18 protein-coding genes are annotated in these 20,508 nt (G+C 48.8%); 13 read left to right on the top strand and 5 right to left on the bottom strand.

Going from position 1 to position 20,508, the window contains the following annotated elements; all coding sequences use genetic code 11:
- The first annotated feature begins 189 nt into the window (after positions 1-189).
- From QNJ26_14245 to gspE, 13 genes are all read left to right on the top strand, one after another.
- Positions 190-1,122 carry a cation diffusion facilitator family transporter gene (locus QNJ26_14245; GenBank protein MDJ0986698.1) on the top strand — a complete coding sequence of 311 codons (933 nt, stop codon included), beginning with the start codon at positions 190-192 and terminating at the stop codon, positions 1,120-1,122.
- 232 nt (positions 1,123-1,354) lie between these two features.
- Positions 1,355-2,581 (top strand): type II secretion system inner membrane protein GspF, encoded by a 1,227-nt coding sequence (gene gspF / locus QNJ26_14250; protein MDJ0986699.1) that lies wholly within the window; start codon positions 1,355-1,357, stop codon positions 2,579-2,581.
- A 43-nt stretch (positions 2,582-2,624) separates the two neighbouring features.
- The gene (gene gspG, locus QNJ26_14255; protein ID MDJ0986700.1) at positions 2,625-3,074 is read left to right on the top strand and encodes a type II secretion system major pseudopilin GspG; all 450 of its coding nucleotides are present in this window, start codon (positions 2,625-2,627) and stop codon (positions 3,072-3,074) included.
- 207 nt (positions 3,075-3,281) lie between these two features.
- Positions 3,282-3,839: a prepilin-type N-terminal cleavage/methylation domain-containing protein gene (locus QNJ26_14260; GenBank protein MDJ0986701.1), complete on the top strand. Its 558-nt coding sequence runs from the start codon at positions 3,282-3,284 to the stop codon at positions 3,837-3,839.
- Between the two features lie 293 nt (positions 3,840-4,132).
- Positions 4,133-4,558 (top strand): prepilin-type N-terminal cleavage/methylation domain-containing protein, encoded by a 426-nt coding sequence (locus tag QNJ26_14265; protein ID MDJ0986702.1) that lies wholly within the window; start codon positions 4,133-4,135, stop codon positions 4,556-4,558.
- Between the two features lie 25 nt (positions 4,559-4,583).
- Complete coding sequence (locus QNJ26_14270; GenBank protein ID MDJ0986703.1) at positions 4,584-5,363, top strand: prepilin-type N-terminal cleavage/methylation domain-containing protein; 780 nt, start codon at positions 4,584-4,586, stop codon at positions 5,361-5,363.
- Positions 5,364-5,366: 3 nt separating this feature from the next.
- Positions 5,367-6,449: a general secretion pathway protein GspK gene (locus QNJ26_14275; protein MDJ0986704.1), complete on the top strand. Its 1,083-nt coding sequence runs from the start codon at positions 5,367-5,369 to the stop codon at positions 6,447-6,449.
- A gap of 142 nt (positions 6,450-6,591) precedes the next feature.
- Positions 6,592-8,043 carry a type II secretion system protein GspL gene (gspL, locus tag QNJ26_14280; protein ID MDJ0986705.1) on the top strand — a complete coding sequence of 484 codons (1,452 nt, stop codon included), beginning with the start codon at positions 6,592-6,594 and terminating at the stop codon, positions 8,041-8,043.
- A gap of 22 nt (positions 8,044-8,065) precedes the next feature.
- Complete coding sequence (gene gspM / locus QNJ26_14285) at positions 8,066-8,617, top strand: type II secretion system protein GspM (protein ID MDJ0986706.1); 552 nt, start codon at positions 8,066-8,068, stop codon at positions 8,615-8,617.
- A gap of 141 nt (positions 8,618-8,758) precedes the next feature.
- The gene (gspN, locus tag QNJ26_14290; protein ID MDJ0986707.1) at positions 8,759-9,622 is read left to right on the top strand and encodes a type II secretion system protein GspN; all 864 of its coding nucleotides are present in this window, start codon (positions 8,759-8,761) and stop codon (positions 9,620-9,622) included.
- Positions 9,623-9,626: 4 nt separating this feature from the next.
- Positions 9,627-10,511, top strand: coding sequence for a type II secretion system protein GspC (gene gspC, locus QNJ26_14295; protein ID MDJ0986708.1), 885 nt, complete (start codon positions 9,627-9,629; stop codon positions 10,509-10,511).
- Positions 10,512-10,527: 16 nt separating this feature from the next.
- Entirely contained in the window at positions 10,528-12,492 is a 1,965-nt protein-coding gene (gene gspD, locus QNJ26_14300; GenBank protein ID MDJ0986709.1) for a type II secretion system secretin GspD, read from the top strand.
- A gap of 148 nt (positions 12,493-12,640) precedes the next feature.
- Positions 12,641-14,401 carry a type II secretion system ATPase GspE gene (gene gspE / locus QNJ26_14305; GenBank protein ID MDJ0986710.1) on the top strand — a complete coding sequence of 587 codons (1,761 nt, stop codon included), beginning with the start codon at positions 12,641-12,643 and terminating at the stop codon, positions 14,399-14,401.
- A 451-nt stretch (positions 14,402-14,852) separates the two neighbouring features.
- On the opposite strand, the gene QNJ26_14310 is transcribed toward gspE, so the two are convergent.
- From QNJ26_14310 to QNJ26_14330, 5 genes are all read right to left on the bottom strand, one after another.
- Positions 14,853-15,344: a DUF1566 domain-containing protein gene (locus tag QNJ26_14310; protein ID MDJ0986711.1), complete on the bottom strand. Its 492-nt coding sequence runs from the start codon at positions 15,342-15,344 to the stop codon at positions 14,853-14,855.
- Positions 15,345-15,375: 31 nt separating this feature from the next.
- The gene (locus QNJ26_14315) at positions 15,376-15,870 is read right to left on the bottom strand and encodes a universal stress protein (protein MDJ0986712.1); all 495 of its coding nucleotides are present in this window, start codon (positions 15,868-15,870) and stop codon (positions 15,376-15,378) included.
- A 12-nt stretch (positions 15,871-15,882) separates the two neighbouring features.
- A complete protein-coding gene (locus tag QNJ26_14320; GenBank protein MDJ0986713.1) occupies positions 15,883-17,958 on the bottom strand; it encodes a TRAP transporter permease in 2,076 nt (691 codons plus the stop codon).
- A 267-nt stretch (positions 17,959-18,225) separates the two neighbouring features.
- Positions 18,226-19,245, bottom strand: a complete 1,020-nt coding sequence (locus QNJ26_14325; protein MDJ0986714.1) for a TAXI family TRAP transporter solute-binding subunit — start codon at positions 19,243-19,245, stop codon at positions 18,226-18,228.
- 384 nt (positions 19,246-19,629) lie between these two features.
- Entirely contained in the window at positions 19,630-20,487 is an 858-nt protein-coding gene (locus QNJ26_14330) for a glycosyltransferase (protein ID MDJ0986715.1), read from the bottom strand.
- Positions 20,488-20,508 lie beyond the last annotated feature (21 nt).

Here is a 20,508-nt window from a genome sequence, read left to right on the forward strand (position 1 = left end):
GCTAAATAACTGCAAAAGAAGAAGGGTTGCTTAGATTTGAAACCTTTGAACCATGAACCTTGAACCTTGAACCCTGAACCTGTTTTTTGATACCCAAGGCGGTATCATTTTATAAGCTAAAATGTTATATATAGCAATAAGATGAAGATTTTACGGATAAAGCGACAGGAGATTTAGTCTTTGGCAGAAATGCAAGAGGTCGAACCGGCCACAGAAACCGATAGCGATACCAGGGCACGAGTCATTCGTAAGGTTACCTGGGTAGGACTGTTCGTCAATTTAGGTCTTGCCGGCATTAAATTTGCTGCCGGTATATTGGGAAGAAGTCAGGCCCTGGTGGCGGATGCCATCCACAGTCTTACGGATTTGACAACCGATGCCGCTGTGATTGCGGGCTCGCATTACTGGGACCGCCCACCCGATGACGATCATCCATATGGCCACAAGCGACTGGAAACCCTGGTGACCGTATTTATCGGTGTCATGCTTGCGGTGGCAGGGATTGGTATCGGATGGAAGGCCATCTCCACCTTGCATCAAAAAAGCGTTATCCCCCCGGGCTGGATCGCCCTCCTGGCCGTATTGGTGTCCATTGTTTGCAAGGAGGTCATTTACCGCTGGACGGCCCGAACCGGCAATCGAATCAAAAGCGCGGCTCTGGCTGCCAATGCCTGGCACCATCGAACAGATGCGCTGAGTTCGCTGCCGGTTTTAATTGCCGTTGCGGGTGCTAAAATTTTCCCAACCTGGTCGTTTCTTGATCGCGTGGGCGCGGCGGTGGTCTCTATTTTTATTCTGCATGCTGCTGCAAAAATCATCTGGCCGGCGCTGGCCGAACTGATTGATGCCGGTGCGCCGGCTGATACGCGCAAAAAAATACGTCAGGTTGCCCATGAAAATGACAATGTTTTGCAGGTGCATAACATCAGAACCCGCTATATCAGCACCAGTATTCAGGTGGATCTGCATATTGTCATCGAAGGCTCACTGACCGTTCGGCAGGGTCATGATATTGCCGATGACGTCAGGAATCGAATCGTAAAAGGCATACCGGATATATTGGATGTCACTGTTCATGTGGACCCACCGGAAAAAGCGCTTCAGGAAATGGACTTGCATTGATAAGCCAGGCAAAAACAGACCTGCAGTATTATATTTTAAAGAGCTACATCTTGCATGAAAATTATTGAAAAGGTAAAATTGCCTTAATTGCCAGCAAGATTATCAAATTGTGTGGATCAGAAAAAACCGATCGGTTATAATAGACAGAACGCAAACATCATTCTGGACATCGGAAATCTTATAGCTGCTGCTGTTTCCATGGCCGACTTGCAAATTACGGAGTAACTGTAAAATGCCCGTTTTTGAATACACCGCCCTGGATGCCAAAGGCAAAATGACATCCGGCATCATCGATGCGGACGGTGCCCGTGCTGCTCGACAAAAGTTAAGGGCCAACGGCATCTTTCCGGTTGATGTCAAAGAAGCCCAGGAAAAACCGGAAAAAAAGACCGAACGGGTGACCGATCTATCGCGCTACCTGCGGCGGGTTAAGCCGTCTGAAATTGCGATTATGACGCGACAGCTGTCCACCTTGATCACAGCCGGTTTTCCGTTGGTCTCCGCCATTGACGCCCTTGTGCCCCAGACCAAATCCCACCAACTCAAAACCGTCTTGGCACAGGTCAAGGATGCCATTGTCGAGGGACAGAGTTTTGCGCAGGCCTTGTCGCAATATCCTAAGATCTTTTCAGAGCTTTTTGTGAATATGGTGCGTGCCGGGGAGACGTCTGGCACGCTGGAAATTGTACTCGAGCGATTGGCTGATATTACTGAAAAGCAGCAGGATTTGACCAATCGGATTCAGACCGCCCTGGCATACCCGATATTTATGTGCGTGATCGGAACGATCGTTTTGTTTGTACTCTTAACTTACATTGTTCCTAGCATCACCTCTATATTTTTGGATATGGGCCAGACATTGCCAACACCGACCCGCATATTAATCTTCTTAAGTGGTTTTTTTAAATCATTTTGGTGGGTTATCCTGATCGCCATCTTTGGCGCAGCCATTGCTTTGCACCGCGCAAAAAAGACGGAAAAAGGGCGTTATGCCTACGATAAAACCGTGCTGGCAATGCCCGGATTTGGTGTTTTGGCAAAAAAACTGGCTGTGGCCCGTTTTACGCGCACCCTGGGCTCATTGCTTGAAAACGGTGTCTCCATGTTAATCGCGTTGGACATTGTCAAAAATATTGCCGGCAATGTGCTGCTTTCCAATGCCATTCAAAATGCGGCGCAGGAAGTCGGTAAGGGCCAAGCTTTGTGGGCGGCTTTGAATGAAGCTCAAGTTTTTCCACAATTGTCAATTCAAATGATTCAGGTGGGCGAACAAAGCGGCGAATTGGAAGGGATGCTCAATAAAATCGCTGATGTTTTTGAAAAAGAAGTCGAAAATACGATCATGCGCCTGACATCTTATCTGGAGCCAGTCATGATTCTGGTAATGGGCTGTATTGTCGGATTTATTGTGCTGTCGATTTGTTTGCCTATTTTTGAAATGAACACGCTCATCAAATAATGGTGCGGACATCATACAACTTGCAAGAGAAGGGAAATGGGATATGAGGACCATATCTAGCAATGACAACCGGGGGTTTACGTTAATTGAATTAATGGTTGTTGTCATCATATTGGGCATCCTGGCGCTTTATGTAGGCCCCAAAATAATGGGAGAACCCGATAAAGCCAAGCGTGTTAAGGCCCAATTGGATATTGCCACCTTTGAGACGGCTTTAAAAATGTACAAGCTCGATAATGGCATTTACCCGTCAACCGATCAGGGGCTTCAGGCGCTGGTCGAAAAGCCAGAAACCGGCACAATTCCCCCGAAATGGCGCGAAGGCGGATATCTTGAGAAACGCAAGGTGCCCAAAGATCCCTGGGGAAACGAATTCGTGTATATTGCACCGGGTGTAAACGGCGACTATGATTTGATCTCCTATGGCAAAGACGGCGTCCCTGGCGGCGAGGGGGAGGATAATAGGGACGTTAATAACTGGGAACTCGAGTAGTTTGCTGTCAGAAACGGCCCTTTTGCGCAATCTCTGTGTCAATCAGGGAATTGCATTGTGCGGCGTACTAAAGGTACGCCTCCGCCCAATTCCCTGATTTTCGTGACCTTGCACAAAATGGCTCGACTCTGACAGCAAACTCAAATTCTTCTACATCAAAAGATTTCTAATTTAAAAAACGAAAACATTAAATTTAATATAAGCGAAATGCGCTCAATAGCTTTGAGAAAGGAATTGAATCAACGCAACGGACCACGGACGACCTGCAACGGACAGTTGAGTGGGTTTACATTAATGGAACTGATTGTGGTCATGGCGCTGCTGGGCATCATGCTCGTGTTTAGCGTCCCCCGCCTGCATAAAACCTTCTTTTTGGACGAAAGCAAGGCCAGTTCCCGATGGATCATCGGTAAAATCCAGGCATCAAAGGAAGCGGCGGTCCGAAACCAGATGCAATATACGCTGCATTTCGATCTGGATACCGACCATTACTGGGAAACCGATGAATCAATGCCGGCCACGGATCAAGAAGAGGCCGCCATTCATACCCAGCCGCTTCCGGACGGCCTTAAAATTGCAGATATCGAATTTCCCATACGCGGAAAAGTCAGCTCCGGTCGGACTGATATTAGCTTTTACAAAAACGGCACCTCGGATAAGGCCCTGATTCACGTGCAAGACGGCGATAATTTCGTGACGTATCTTATCGAGCCTTTTCTTTCAGAGGTGACGCGCTATGAGACTTACGCCGGTTTTGACAATTAGACGACATATATTACCTGAATTTTGCACGAGTCACCTATTAACCAGTACCTTCATATCCCCCTTCATATTTAAGGAAAGCGGCGCGGCAATACCCGCGAACGGGCTATCACGTCATTTAAATTTATCATCCGTCCGCTAAGGGCGGACAGGTCGACGCCTTTCATCTGTATGATTCAAATTCAAACTGTTTAAGAATGGCAAAAAATGTTCCCTTTTTTTAAAAAAAAGGTTGGATGTTGGTGTCAAATTTTGTATAATATAAATTTAAACCCTGTATAAAAAAGTGCACATTAATGGCGACCTATAAAAGGCACCCGTTCAAAAAATCTTGCGGCATTCAACGCCGGGCATGCGGTTTCACGCTGTTCGAGGTCTTGGTGGCCATGGCCGTCCTGTCCATCGTGCTGGTGAGCGTCTATCGTATGCATTCCCAGACCTTAACGATGAACACCGCGGCCCGCTTTTATACCCAAGCGCCGTTGCTGGCACAAAAGAAAATGGCCGAAGTGACCACATCTTCGGCAGGCATTTTCTCATCTGATTCAGGCGATTTCGGTGAAAATTATCCCGGCTACAGCTGGCAGGTGACCACCACTGATGTGGCTTCTGAATTACTCGCAGAAGTCGCCAATGATTTAAAACGCATCGACATTAAGGTGTCTTACGCCAACAATCAATTCTCCTTTGATTTAACAACTTATCGGTTTCAAAGGGATTAGACAAATTACGCTTTACAGAGGGCAGATGTCAGAGGACAGAAGACAGAATCGCGGATCACCCGGGCATCCAATATATGCCAGAAGCCGGCCTGCGATAAGACCGGCCAAGTCAAAGCCGGCAACCGGCAGACAGCACCGCGCTGCCGGCTTTACCCTGATGGAAATTTTGATCTCCATCGCCATACTGGCCCTTGTTGTGACCACTGCCCTGGCTTCGTTTAATGCTGTTTTTTCAACCACGGATGCGCTCGACGACAGCTCTAAAATTTATGAAATGGCCCATACCTGCATGAAACGTTTGGTGCTGGACCTGACATCGATACACATCAGCCAGCGGCCTTTATACAAACCGCCGGAATTTGATCAACCACCGGATCCATACCGACTGGTGGCGGCCGCCGAAGAGACCGGTGGCACGGGATTTGCACAAAATTTAAGGTTCACCAGTCGAGCCCACCTGCCCTTTGAAAAAAGTTCCAGAGATGGAATTGTTGAGATCGTTTATTACGTTCAGGCCAATAAGGACGATCATCTGGAGCTAAAACGTGCGGATAATCCCTATCCGTTTCCCGAATTTGAAAAAAAAGGAAGCGATCCGATACTGTGCAAGTACGTCAAATCCTTGTCGTTTAAGTTTTTCGACAAAGATGAAATTGAGTTTGATACCTGGGATTCGGACGCCGATGAATTTGGTTATGCGACACCGACGGCCATAGCAATCAAACTTGAATTGGCCCACAAGGCCGAAACGCACACTTTTGAGACCATGGTATCCTTGCCGTTGGTGCGTCAGCGGGCGGAATAACACATGCTGAACCTAACCAAAACGATCAACAACAACCGGGGCATTGCCCTTTTGCTGGTCATATCCGTGACAACCATTCTGATTGCGGCGGCGCTGGAATACAATCGCCGGTCGCGTTTCATGGTACTGTCATCTGTCGTCGCAAGGGATCGACTGACCCTTTCACAGATGGCGTCTTCGGGTATCCATGCGGCCATGGCACTGTTGGCCAAGGATCGCGCCGAATCGAATATGGATTCATTGCGGGAAGATTGGGCCAATCCGGATAAAATAAAAGAGCTGCTCGATGACATACCATTTGATGAAGGTGAGCTGACGGTTACCATCAGCGATGAAATGGGACGCATTCAAATCAACGCGCTGGTCACATCTCCCGATAGTCGCAATTTTGATGACGGCCAGCGCCAAATGCTCGAACGCTATTTAAATTTTTTAAAAGATGAAACAGAAGAAACACCGGAAGACAGCCAGCCGCCGGCGATTATCAATTCACTCAAGGACTGGCTGGATTCAGGAGACGATGATGCGATTACCGGGCTCAGCGGTGCTGAATCAGCCTATTATCAGGATTTGAGCCCATCTTATAACAGTCGCAACGCACCCATAGCTGATATTTATGATCTTTTACTGGTTAAAGGCGTTACACCGGAAATGTTTTACGGCAATGCCGAAAAACCCGGCATGATAGATGCCTTAACGGTTTTTGGCATGAAACCAGGGGCCGGTACCGGATTTACCTTTTCCGGAAAGATCAATATCAATACGGCTGACCTTCCGGTGCTGGTGGCCTTAATGCCGTCCGAAAACCCTGAACTGGCCGCAGCTTTCTATACGTTGCGCGAAGAAATGGCCACCGATAAAAGTGCCCCGGATTTTTCCAACCCAGCCTGGTATCAGAATATTGCCGCGCTGAGCGGGCTGAACCTGGATTCAAAGCTGCTGACCACCGCAAGTGATATATTTCGGATCGTATCAGAGGCAAAAGTCAACGATTCCAAATTGATCGCTACGGCTGTGGTTGAACGGCAGAAAAATGAAAATAGCGGCAAATGGACCTGTCAGATCCTTAGCTGGGACACGCAATAGGCATACCGTAAAAATATTTCGAATAAAGTCCTATATTTTTCAAATTTTAGAAAAATGTAATTCACGGCCCCAGACATTGAGTTTAGGCCAATAAATTGATAAACTATGATATCAGCACCAGTCGGTAAACATTAGAGGAACGATGAGCAGAAAAGTTCTCGGCATCGATATTCGAAATCAGTCACTCAGCGCTGTGCTTTTAAACAGCAGCTTGCGCGAGCACCATGTGGATGATTTCATTCATTTGCCATTTTCAGGCCCGGATGACCCCGAAAGAAGTCTGTCGGCCGCCCTGGAAACGTTGAATGAAAGAATGGACTTAAGCGGCAGTGATTATGTCGTTTCCGTCCCAGCTCACCGGTTTATTTTCCGCAACATGCAGGTTCCTTTTCATAATGTAAAAAAGATCCGAATGGTTCTGCCGTTTGAGCTTGAGCCCAGTCTCCCTTTTGCGGTCGATGAGCTGGCCATCGATTTTCATCTGTTAAACGGCGCCCAGTCGGGTGATCAAACCGAACTGATTGCGGCGGCAATAGAAAAAGACCAGTTGACGCCTTACATTGAAGCCCTGGCATCGGTGAACATCGATCCGGAAAAACTAACGCTCAGCGGCTTACCCATCGCTTTGTGTCTGGCTCACCAGGCCGATCCGGGGGAAGATCTCATTTATATTGAACTTGATGACGCCCATGCCACGCTGTTTGTTCTGGCGGGTGGCCGTCTGCAACTGATACGATCGTTTCCGATACCGGCTAAAGGCCCGTCAAAAACGTCAATGCTGTGCATCCAGACCCAGCAGACAATAGCGGCTTTCCAGGAATCATCCGGGATGGACCTTGAGCCCATCGAAGCAGTTATAAGTGGCACCGGTGATGTCAAAACCGACCTGGCGGCCACCATTTCAGAAATATTGAAAATACCGGTGAAGGTCGCGTCTATCTCAGAAAGGATGGACATTCCGGTAAAAACGAAAACCGAAAGCCCTTGGGTGGCGGGTCATATGGATAACGCCCTGGCGCTGGCATTGATGGAAGTTGAGGGCTATGGCGGTTTGAATTTCCATAAGGGCCAATTTGCCGCCCAAAAATTCTTGGCCAAGCAAAAGAGCGCCCTGATCAAAACCGGCATATTGGCGGCAGCCGTTCTGGTATTGATGTTTTTTAGCCTGATCATGAAAACCTATACGTTAAACAATAGCATTGACGCCATCACAGGCCAGATGACCCAGATTTTTAAAGAGACATTTCCAGATGTGAAAACGGTCCGCTACCCTTTTCAGGAAATGCAGGCCAAGATGCGCGAGGCCAAAGGTAATACGGCCCTGCAGGGTGAAAGCGGACCGCATGTCCGCAGTATCGACATCATCAACAACATCAGTGAAAAGATCCCCGAAAGTATAACGGTCAATCTGAACCGGATGGTCATTCAGCCCGACAATGTGTTAATCTCGGGCACCACTGACGCTTATGACTCGGTGGACACCATAAAAAGCAGCCTGGAAGAAATTCAGCAATTTGAAAAGGTCAGTATCAGCTCGGCCAATATAGATCGCTCAGGCAAAGAAGTGCAGTTTATGTTAAAAGTGGAGCTATAACATCACGCAAGCAGATTTTCGCATGGAATTTATTAAAAAATACCTGAACCTGAAAAAGCTCAATCGCCGCGAAAAATACATTGTCTATGGTGTGGGCTGCCTTTTGGGTCTGCTGATTATCGTGCAGTTTGTTATCCGGCCCTTTTTTGCCAGCAAATCTCAGCTGGAGCGAGCCCTGCGAACCAAAAAAGCTGAGCTCGCCCAAATGCGCGATATGCAGGCTGAGTATGAAACCCTGCGGGGCAAAATGCAAAAGTCCCACATGCGCGCCAGCAAAAGACCAAAAGGGTTCACGCTGAATTCGTTTCTGGTCCAGCAGGCGGGTCAGGTGGGCATAAAGGACCGCATCAGCTCGATGAAACCATCTAAAACCGTTCAGAAAAACAGTAACTTCAAAATTTCACGGGTGGAGATGAAATTGGATGCCATCACCCTCGAGCAACTGACTGCTTATCTGTATGGTGTTGAAACATCAGAAAATATGGTCATGGTCAAAAAACTGTCGATTTCGAAAAAAGATAAAAAACAGGGCCTCATAAACGTCATTATGCAGGTTGAGACCATTGAAACCTAAAATAATTTCTAATGGTCATAAAATGCCATCAGAAATTATTAGTTATTCGTTATTTGTTATTGGTTAGTTGTTAGAAGGGATTAAATTATTTTTTCTATAATCTATGAGCGAACTAAACAATTAACACATAACACTTATTGGATGAAATTTTATAAAACGCGATTTGCCTGGGCTGCATATATTTTGTGCGCTGCCCTGTTATTCTTATATGTGCTTTTTCCGTCCGATTTGGCAAAAGAATACCTGGCGGATTATATCCGTCAAACCCATCCCAAGGTGACCCTGGAAATTGGCCGCCTCAAGCTGGGATTTCCGCCGGGCTTAACGCTTTATGACGTTAGTGTGTATCATTCGGGAAGGGCCATTGCCGATGTCGATAAATTGAAAATTTCGCCAGACCTCCTATCCTTATTTTTGGAAACCACCCGTATCGGGTTCAAGGGCAAGGGCTACGGCGGCAATTTCAAAGGCAATGTGGACATCATCAACCAAACGGATAATCGTGAGATTATCATCGATGCTGACCTGGCCGGAATACAGGTCAACCAGCTGGAGGCATTGAGCGATTTAACGCGCCACAAAATCTATGGCAACCTGGACGGTACGCTGACATTTACGGCCAAAGTGCCCGATCAGGCGCTGGTCGGAGACCTGACCCTGACGGATGGAAAAATTGAAATGGCACCGCCGCTATTGGCACAGCGCGTATTGACTTTTGACAGCATTGATGCCGAGCTGTCGTTCAACGGCCGCTCACTGACGATTGAACACTGTGAGCTGCACGGCGATCAGCTTGATGGTGCGCTGGCGGGTTCGATAAAGTTCAGCCCGCATTCGTCAGGCAAAATTTTGGATTTATCCGGCACTGTCAGGCCGCATGAGGCCTTGCTGGCCCAGATGGGCAAGCAGATCCCGCAATTGCTGGCCGACAAAACGTTGCAGACTCAGGGCGTTCCCTTTAAGATCAAAGGGCCCATGGATTCGCCCACATATTCTTTTTATTGAGCCGATGATACTGACGACCAAAAAAATCTTTTTAATGATCAATGTGCTGCTGATTACCGCAGGCCTGTATTTTGGTATCAGCGCCTTTTACACGATCGGTACGGCCTGGCTCGGGGATCCGGTTGAAAAACCGCTGCCGCGTTCGGTTAAAAAACCCGTCGCTAAGCCCAAAGTGGAAACCAAATCCATGTCGGCATATGGCGCCATTGCGCAACGAAACCTGTTTAACACCAGTCCGGAATCCGCTGCCCCGGTTAAGGCCATTAATGTCGATGACCTGAAAGAAACCGATCTGAAGCTGAAACTATGGGGTACCGTAGCCGGCAAAGAGTATGCTGTTATTGAAGATGCCAAGACCAGGGAACAGAGCCTGTATCGTGTTGGCGATAGCATCCAGAATGCTACCGTCAAGATGATCTTGCGTCAAAAAGTGGTTTTGAGTGTAAATGGGCGTGATGAAATTTTGGGAATGGAAGAACCCGGCACCGCCTCCCGAAGAGGCGGCGGCCCCAGCCCGCGAGTAGCCAGGCAAGGATCCTCGCCGCCTAAAATGCCCGTTTCATCTTATCCGCGTCAACTGACGTTGAAAAGCGACCAGATTGAAAGCGCCCTGGAAAATCTGGACCAGCTCATGGAGCAGGCCCGTATCCGGCCCCACATCGAAGAAGGCCAGCCGGCGGGGATATCGATCACCGGGATAAAACCCAATACGGTTTTCAGAAAAATGCGTCTGCGCAACGGCGACATCATTACCGGCGTCAATGGGGCTCCCGTTGAATCGGTTGAAGATGCCATGAAAGTTTTTGGTGACCTGTCATCGGCGTCGGAAGTGCAGCTGGAAATAAAACGGCGCGGCCGCAAACGGACACTGAACTATAAAATCGAATAAACTAAACGGTAAAAAAATGAAGATTGTGAAACCCTGTTTGATCCGCACGATCGCAGCATTGGCGATCATCACAATTGTGCCCCCTTTATGGATCGCAACCAGCAGCGCTCAGGAAGCCAGACCGGTATCAGAGCAAGCGGAAGCGTCAGAGCAGTTTGTCTCCATTGATTTCAACAATGTAGATATCAATGTTTTTATAAAGTTCATGAGCGAGCTGACAGGGACCAATTTTGTGGTTGATCAGCGTGTCAAAGGCAAAGTGACGATCATATCGCCCTCAAAGATATCGATTAAAGAAGCTTACCAGGTATTTTTATCGGTCCTGGAGGTTCATGGCTATACCACCGTCAAATCCGGCGAGGTCATTAAAATTATCCCCTCACCGGATGCCCGTTCAAAAAGCATTGAAACCCGCCTGCGTGAAGAGGCAACCGATCCCGCGGATCGGGTCGTTACCCAATTGATACCGCTAAAATATGCCGATCCGGTTGAAATCAAACGCTTATTTACGCCCATGGTATCAAAAAGCAGCGTCATTTTGGCCTATCAACCCACCCAGATGATGATCATCACCGACGTGCTTTCCAATATCCAACGCCTGCTCAAAATTCTTAAAAAAATCGATGTGCCCGGCATTGGTCAGCAAATTTCGGTGATCCCCGTCGAATACGCGGATGCCTCCAAGATGGTCGGCCTGCTCAGCACGGTCTTCAAACCGACCCGTAAACGCACAAAAGGCACGAAGGATGTGGTGGTTACCATGGTCGCTGATGAGCGCACCAATGTCATTGTCCTGCTGGCCAACGAAGTGGACACGATGCGCATCAAACAGCTAATTGCCATGATTGACAAGGAAACCCCCCGCGGCAAAGGCAAGATCCACGTTTATTACTGTGAAAACGCCAACGCGGAGGATCTGGCCAAGGTGCTGCAGGAGGTACCCACCCAGCAAGCAGGAGCTGCCAAAGGCAAAGCGGCCGCCCCGGTGGTTGCCGGCAAAGTCAGAATTTCCGCCGACAAGGCCACCAATAGCCTCATCATCATGGCAGATCAGGAAGATTTTTTGGTGTTAGAAGAGGTGATCAAAAAACTGGATATTCCGCGCTCGATGGTTTTCATTGAATCGCTGATCATGGAAGTGGACCTGGACACCAGTCTGAATATCGGAATTGACTGGCAGACGTTCGGCGAGGTTCGGGATGCAAACGTGGGTGCCACCTTTAGTGACCAAATCCAGCCCAGTACCGATGACACCGGAAACCTGGTCAATCCTTTTTCAGGAAGCACCGGCTTAGCGGTCGGCTTGATCAGCGGCACCACCGAAATTGCCGGCATTACGGTCTCCAATATTTCGGCTATCATAAAAGCCGTTAAAACCGACGATGAATTTCGCATTTTATCCACACCCCAGATTTTGACCACCGACAATGAAGAGGCCCGCATTACGGTGGGTGAAAACCGACCGTATCAGACGCGTTCGACCACCGATCCCTCGGGCGGAACATTTGAATCTTTTGAATATCGGGATGTGGGCAAAATTTTAAAAATCACACCCAGCGTGACCGAAGGCCGTCTGGTGCGCATGAAGATTTCACTGGAGGTAACCAACATCGATCTGACCTCCACTCTGGCCACCTCGTCGACCCTGCCGGTCACCCAGAAGCGAACGGTCGATACCACCGTTATCGTCAAAGACAGCCAGACGGTGGTCATCGGCGGTCTGATCGATAATTCCAGCACCCGCAATGACACAAAAGTCCCGGTGCTGGGCGACATTCCCGTGCTCGGGTGGATGTTCCGCAAACGAACCGAAACCAGCGAAAAAACCAATCTTTATATTTTCCTGACACCGCGGGTCATTAAAAGCCCGCTGGAGGCCCAGGAAATTTTGCAACATAAAGAGGGAGAGATGGGCTCTGTCAAAGAAGGCGGCATAAAACTGTATGAACCAAAAGAGTCGTCACCCAAGGTCATCGAATAGAGTGTCAACGTATTCGAAAATTGGCGCAATGGAGTACTGATTGCAAGCTCTATCTTTATACAACACGCCAATACTCCTTGATGACAATACCTGAAAGTTATAAAGAAAACGAAAGCTGATCTTATATGCCAAGTCGTTCACTATTATTATGATTTCACGATTAACCGACATACTCAAAAACAAATTCGGGCTCGATGAAGAAAACCTGGATGAAGCTCAGCGTCTGCGGACCGAATCCGGAGAACATCTGGGCCAGATTCTCATCGATCAAAAAAATTTATCAGAGGATCAGCTACTGGAAGCGTTGAGCATCCAATACGGGATGCCATTTTGGTCGCGATTGCCGTTTGAGAGCACCGATTCGGATTTTACCGACAAGGTCTCGATCCAATTTTTAAAAAAATACCACCTGGTCCCTCTGGAATACACCGAAGCCATCTCTGCTAAAGATTGCGGTCTTAAGCTTCAGGACGAAACCCAAAAAGAGGATACGCAATTTCAGCCGGGCTGCGTTATTGCCATCAACGACCCGCTCAATTTTCAACCGTTGGATGACCTTGTTAAAACCATCGGCATATCTGATTATCGTGTGGTTTTATCGACCCGCGATGCAATCGTTTCAGCCATCAACCTACAGTATGACTTACGCCGTGACTCTGCTGAACAATTGGTGCAGGATATGGAGGAAAACGGCACCAATATTATCAGCGAAATTGAGGAAACGGCTGATTTGCTTGATGACACCAGTGATGCACCGATCATTAAACTGGTCAATCACATTATTTCCCAGTCCATCAAGGCAAGGGCCAGCGATATTCACTTTGAGCCTTACCAGAACAGTTTTACGGTTCGCTATCGGGTCGATGGTATCCTGTATGATTTGCTGACGCCACCCAAATGGATTCAACCGGCCTTAATCTCGCGAGTTAAGGTCATGGCCAAAATGAATATTGCCGAAAAACGACTGCCTCAAGACGGGCGCTTTGAAGTCAAAATCGGCGACCAGGACATTGACGTCAGGGTGTCCACCATCCCGACTGCTTTTGGCGAACGCCTGGTTTTGCGCCTGCTAAACAAATCCGGTTCCCTGCTCGAGTTGGAAGACCTGGGCCTTGAGCCCGGCCGGCTGAAATTGCTCAAAAAGCTGGTGACATCCCCCAATGGCATCATTCTCAACACCGGCCCCACCGGCAGCGGTAAAACCACAACCCTGTATGCGATTTTATCGTCTATTAACGAGCCCAACATCAATATCATCACCATCGAAGATCCCATTGAGTATCAGATCAAAGGCATCAGTCAGATACAGGTTAATCCCAAAATCGAGCTGACGTTTGCCCGGGGTCTCAGATCGATTGTGCGACAGGACCCGGATGTCATCCTGGTCGGGGAGGTCCGGGATAAAGAAACCGCCGAGATCGCAGTCCAATCCGCCCTGACCGGCCATCTGGTATTTTCAACCCTGCATACCAACGACTCCGCCAGTGCCATTACTCGCCTGGTGGACATGGGAGTTGAGCCCTTTTTAATCTCATCGTCCATATTGGCGGTGGTGGCCCAGCGCCTGGTGCGGGTGCTTTGTAAAGACTGTCGCCAGTCCTACGAGCCCAACCCGATTTATTTAAAGAGCATCGGTTTTTCGCCGGAGCTTTTCAGTGAGCATACGGTCTATAAAGCCGCCGGGTGCGAAAATTGTTTCAGTACTGGCTACCGGGGAAGACTGGGCATATTTGAAATCATGGTACTAACCGAGCGCTTAAAGAGCCTTATTCTAAAAACCTTTGATTCAAATCGCATCAAAAGTGAGGCCGTGCGGCAAAAAATGAGGACTTTGCGTCAGGATGGTATGGCGAAGGTGTTGAAAGGGTTGACCACGGTTGAGGAAGTTCTGCGTGTCACCCAGAAATGATAAATGGCTTCTGGCTGCTTGTTTCTGGCTGCTTGCGTTTATTCGGTTTCGGGAACTAGTTAAGGACAGGTTTCAGGTGTCAGGAGACAGAGGGCAGAGGACAGATAATTTGCCTGATCCTCAAATTTTCCGTCTGTCATTTGTCGTCTGACCTCTACTTGCCGCGCCATAGCTTCCTGACTTCCAGAGCTTTAGCGACGGAGGTTAGCGACGGCGAGTTGTGCGGCCTTGCCCAACAAAAAAATCCCTCATTTTTGATCTGGAAACTTACTATTCATAAAACACGGGCACAGAGTAAAAGGATGATCACTCTGTGCCCCTTTTTTAAACGTTAATAAATTAAAGTTGAGTGGGCGGGGATAAACCCCGCCCCTACATCAGAACTCTGTTTGCCGCGGCGTAGCTTGAAAAAGCGAAGACGGGTCCTCTGTCTTCTGATATCTGACTTCTGCTATTTCAAACTCCTGACCGGCAGCGCGCGGTAGCCCCGCTTGTGCGCTTTGCGAACCGTGTAGTGATAGACGTTGTCAAAATTAAAAATCCGAGCGGTGGGTGCAATCGGATCGGTTTCAGAGGTCCAGACCCAGCCGCAGCTTAATTGTATCTCGGGCACCATCTGTACCCATTGGCCGCAATCGGTCTCATGCCCTTTAGAGTTCATATCGTCTACCAGAAGACTCTGCAATTCCGCCAGTGTCGGCAATCGCCAGTTGTCGTATCTTTTTGGAATCGTATCGGGGAAGGTAAAGCGCACCCATTTATCGGCCTGGATCCAGTTGATGTCGCCCTGATTGTCTGTTTTTGACCACATCAGGTTCATTTTGCGGTCGGTAACGGTTCCATCACCATTATCAACAAAACGATCACCAGCCATCACCGGGGCCCAACCGATCAAGATCCCGGTGACCAGGATAGCGAGCGTCACACAAAGGTACCTGAACATCATGCCCTCCTTTCAGGGTGGCAGGCCCCAGTTAGGATAAACGGATATGTTTTTTCAGGCGTTCGGCCATTTCATTGTCCCGATAGGAAAGGATCGGAACCGGGGAGCGGCGAAAAACTTTTTCGGCTACAGATCCAATCAGGGCATATTCAATGTCGCTGCGGCTTTTAATACCCATGATCAATAAATCGATATTTTCCTTAACTGCTATTCTGAGCAACTCCTCGCTCGGATTGCCGATTTTGAGAATCAGGCGAATCTTATTGGTTGAATGACCGATCTTTTTTAAAATAGCAGCAAATTCCTGCTGACGCTCTCCCTTAATGCTGTCAACGTAATTATCGCCGTCGACCTCATACCCCATATCCGCAATAGTCCCCACGGCCTCGACATCACGCGCATTGATGATATTGGCACAGATCAGCTCGGCACGCATGCTGTCGGCCATATCGGTTGCATATGTCAGCAGACCTTCAGTATACCGATTCATGCCAACTGCTGCCATAATTTTTTTTGCAGCACCCATAACTATTTCCTTTCATGCGGCTGCCGGTTCGGCAGCTATTTTAGGTGTGCGCGGCCGCTGCATCAGATATAGCACGCCGTAAACCGCCAAACCGATCAGATACGTCCAATAGCGCTGCTCATGCGGCAGTCCGATCAAGCGCGCAATTAAATCCGGGCGCATCAAATTTAAGGTAACGAATAAAAACAGCGGGATCTCATATATTCTGTTTTTGGCTACAAACCATCCCTGGGTTGCGGATGCAAAAGCGAAGTTACCGACGCAAGCCATCACAAAAATAAGCAGCCCTTGAGGCCAGCTATAGATATTGTGCAGGATCAAATCCGAGTTGAAAATGAACATGAACGGCAAAATCGCAGTGCGAATATCATACATAAATCCCTGCAAGCCGGTTGGTATTGGTGGTGACTTGGCAATGGCCGCCGCAGCATAGGCTGCCAGCCCCACCGGTGGTGTGTCATCGGCCAGGATACCAAAATAAAAGCAGAACAGATGCGCAGCCATCAAGGGTACGATGAATCCCTGCATACCGCCGATGGTCACGATGGCCGGGGCGGTCAGCGATGCCATGACAATATAAGTGGCAGTAGTGGGCAGACCCATCCCGATAACCAGACTGGCCACAGCGGTAATCACCAGCATCAGAAAGATATTGCCGCCCGAAAGGGTGTCGATGATCTGGGTGATCAGTTGCCCCAAACCCAGGGCTACCACCCCCACGATGATCCCGGCAGCAGCCGTTGCCAGGGCCACCGAAACCATGTTGCGCGCGCCGGAAGCCAGTGCTGAAAAAATGTCTTCGACACTCTTTTTAAACGCCGGCCCCAGAGGCTCTTTTTTCAGGTACGCTTTTACCGGATTTTGCAGGAACATCACGATGGCCATCACCCAGATGGCGTTGAATGCTGCCAGCTCCGGTGAGTGGCGCACGACAATCAACTCATAAAGTAAAAAACACAGCGGTATCAGGTAGTGTGCGCCGCTGAGCAGGGTCTTCAAAAAAGGCGGCAGCTCGGCCCGCGACATGCCCCTGAGCCCCAGTTTGGAGGCCTCAATGTGGGTAATAAAAAACAGGGCCGCATATGATGCAAAAGCTGGAATCGCAGCGGCTTTAATCACATCGATGTAAGGGACATTCACATATTCGGCGATGATAAAGGCCGCCGCACCCATAATCGGTGGCGCCAACTGGCCGTCGGTGCTGGCCGCCACCTCAACGGCAGCCGCTTTGGTGCCCGGGTAACCGACTTTTTTCATCAAGGGGATCGTAAACGTTCCGGTGGTGACAATGTTGGCGATACTGGAACCCGACACCAGACCGGTCAACCCGCTGCCCATGATGGCAGCTTTGGCCGGTCCGCCTTTAAATCCGCCCAGCAGCGCCAGCGCCAGCTTGATAAAATATTGACCCGCACCGGCCTTATCGAGCATGGCGCCGAAAAGAACAAACAGAAACACAATGGTGGCTGAAACATCCAGCGGAATACCGTAGATCCCCTCGGTGGACATGGTCATCTGGCCCATCAGACGGTTGAGCGATGTGCCCTTAAAAGCGATTAAATCGGGCATATAAGGCCCTAAGAAGGAATAAACGATAAAGATAGTGGCAATGACCGGAAGAGCCGGTCCAATGACACGACGCGTGGCTTCCAGCAAAAGCACCATCAGGGTAATACCGATGACGATGTCGCGTGTAATCGGGGAACCGTAACGCGTGACCAGCCCTGCGTAATCGATGACAATGTAAATGGCCGCAAAGGCGGCAATGATACCGATAGCATAATCTAAAATGGGAATTCGATTTTTAGCAGAGAAATACTTCAGACCAAAGTGGGTTTTCTTAAAAAGGGGATAATTCAGATAGACAATTAACAGGGCAAAACCCAGATGAATGGCCCGGATGAAGGTAGAATCCATGATCAGCCAGCTGGCAATGGACAGTTGAAATAAGCTCCAGCAAACCGCAACGGTGGGGATTACATACTTCTGGGGGCCTTTGGGTCTTCTTCCGATGCCTTCTTCTTCTTCGGCCATTCGCCGTGCGATTTCAATGCCCTCGTCCTTTTCTTGGATTTCGTGGTTACTCATAATAATCACCCAATCTATCAGGAAAGTTTGACGGCAAAAACCCGCTATCCGGATCAAAATCTCAGTTTGACGGGCACGCGGGAACGCAGATTCTAAAGACGATTATTACTGGATAGAGCTCAGCACAAAGGCTGCAGAGACAGGACGCGCCCGATCAGCGCGATAGAACCATATTGCTGATATACGTTTAAAGTTGATCAATAGGGAGACGGCGGCTGGCCACCGCCGTCTCCGCAGGCAGGTTACACGATGTATTATGGATATCGCTTACTTTAATCCGGCTTCTTTGTAATATTTTTCAGCACCCGCATGCAGCGGTGCGGAAAGGCCTTCCATCATGTTTTGCTTGCTTAAAATAGCATAGGCCGGATGAAGCTTTTTAAAAGAATCAAAGTTGTCAAAAACCTCTTTGGTAATGGCATATACCACTTTTTCCGGCACTTTAGCAGAAGTAACGAAAGTGGCTTTGACGCCAAAGGTTTCGACGTCAGCATCGTTCTGGGCTCCGGGATAAACACCGACTGGAATTTTGGCCTTGGCATAATAAGGATTGTCGGCAATTAGCTTGTCGATCCCCGCACCGGTGACCGGCACAAAACGAACCTTGCGGGCGCCGGCGGTAGCCTCTTTGATGGCGCCACTGGGATGCCCGACGGTGTAAAAGAAGGCATCGATACGACCGTCCTGCAGCAGACCGGGCGCTTCGGCGGCCTTGACGCTTTCTGCGGTGATATCGGTATTGTAATCGATCCCCGCTGCAGTCAGGGCGTCAATGGAATTCTGGCGTTGGCCTGAGCCGGGGTTGCCGATGTTGACGCGTTTGCCCCTCAGATCCTCAATCGACTCAATGCCGGCATCAACTGCAGCCACAAGGGTAATGGACTCCGGATGGATACTGAATATCGCCCGCAGATCATCCTGCTTGCCTTTATCTTTCCATTCGGCCAGACCATTGATGGCCTGAAACTGCCTGTCAGACTGGACGACACCGAATTCCAGGTCGCCGGCCATAACGGCATTGACATTAAACACCGAACCGCCGGTGGATTCCACTGTTGCACGGATGCCATATTCGTCTTTCTTTTTATTGACGATTTTGGCAATAGCACCGCCGGTGGGATAGTAAACACCGGTGATTCCGCCGGTCCCGATAGTGACAAAAGTTGTCTTTGCCGGCGCCTCGGCAGCGGCTTTTTCTTCAGTTTTGGCCTTTTCTTCGGGTGCACAGCCCATAACAAGGGCAAAACCAAAGATGACGGCTAAACTCAAAATAAGCACTTTTTTCATTTGAACCTCCTTATGGTTAACCGTTAAGGTTGATGATGAAAACTTGCTCGACGACATGCGAGTACGCGCTTTATGCTTAGCTAGCTCATAACATAAGCGGCTTGAAAATGATTTCAATGGGGATGTCACGTCGAAGACCTAACAAATCCAAATTATGAATGCAAGAAGTTTGTAACAAATTGATATTCAATGGGTTAATGAAACGACACGATGTGCCAACATGAAAGTTGCGCGTTTTACAACATCTCAATCGAAATAATCATAAATTTTTTATAGTTACGAGCCATTGTTTTTCGTTCCAAGGCATTTTTCTGATACATTGCCAACCCTCCTGGAAGGAAACAACAGCAGCCAAATCAGGAAATGCTGCCTGCCTTTTTTCTATCAACTGTCATCTGTCTTCTGCTGCCTATATCGATCCGCCAGTTGATAATAGGTTTCGGCTTCTTCTTCTCTTCCCCGTTTGCGACACCCACCGGCGTATACGGTACATTTTTCATATAAGGTATCAATGACGACCCGCTGCTGTTGGGGCGCCAGCAGGTCGCTTTCAAGCAATTTGACTAAAGAGCGGATCCGATATTTATCCAGCCCCGCAGCTCTGGAAAGCTGATCTTCATGCCCTCCCCGTTTAATAATCAAGGCTGTTTCAATCAGATGGACCGGGTATCGGCAGCTGATTCGCAGCCACAAATCATAGTCTTCGCAAGCCGGCAAGTCTTCATCAAAAACACCGACGGTATCGAAAAGAATTTTTTTAATCATGACCGCCGAAGGACTGACCAGACACAAGGCCAGGGAACGCTCGAATATCATCCCTGAAAATTTTAGGTGTCGCTTTTTGGGATTGACCCGCACACCGTTTCGGATCCAGCGCTCCTCGGTCTGGTTGATGACGGCATCCGGATGGTCAGAAAAAAATTTCACCTGGGTGGATAATTTTTGCGGCAGCCAGAGATCATCTGAATCTAAGAATGCAATCAGCCGACCGGCTGCCGCGGCAATGCCGCAATTTCTGGCCGCACTGACGCCTTTATTCGATTGGTGCAACACCGTAATGTTATCCCCGTATGCCGCCAGAATTTCGGCTGTACGATCTTCCGAACCGTCGTCAACCACCAACAGCTCATAATCACTGAAGTCTTGAGCGAGTACCGAATCAATTGCCTCCGCAACGATCCAGTCCCGGTTGTAAGTCGGTATAATGACGCTCACCAGAGGTTTATTTCGACGCTTTCCCATTATTAAAAATTCGTGGATTTC

Source organism: Desulfobacterales bacterium, assembly GCA_030066985.1.
In the GTDB taxonomy this organism is placed as follows: Bacteria; Desulfobacterota; Desulfobacteria; order Desulfobacterales; family JAHEIW01; genus JAHEIW01.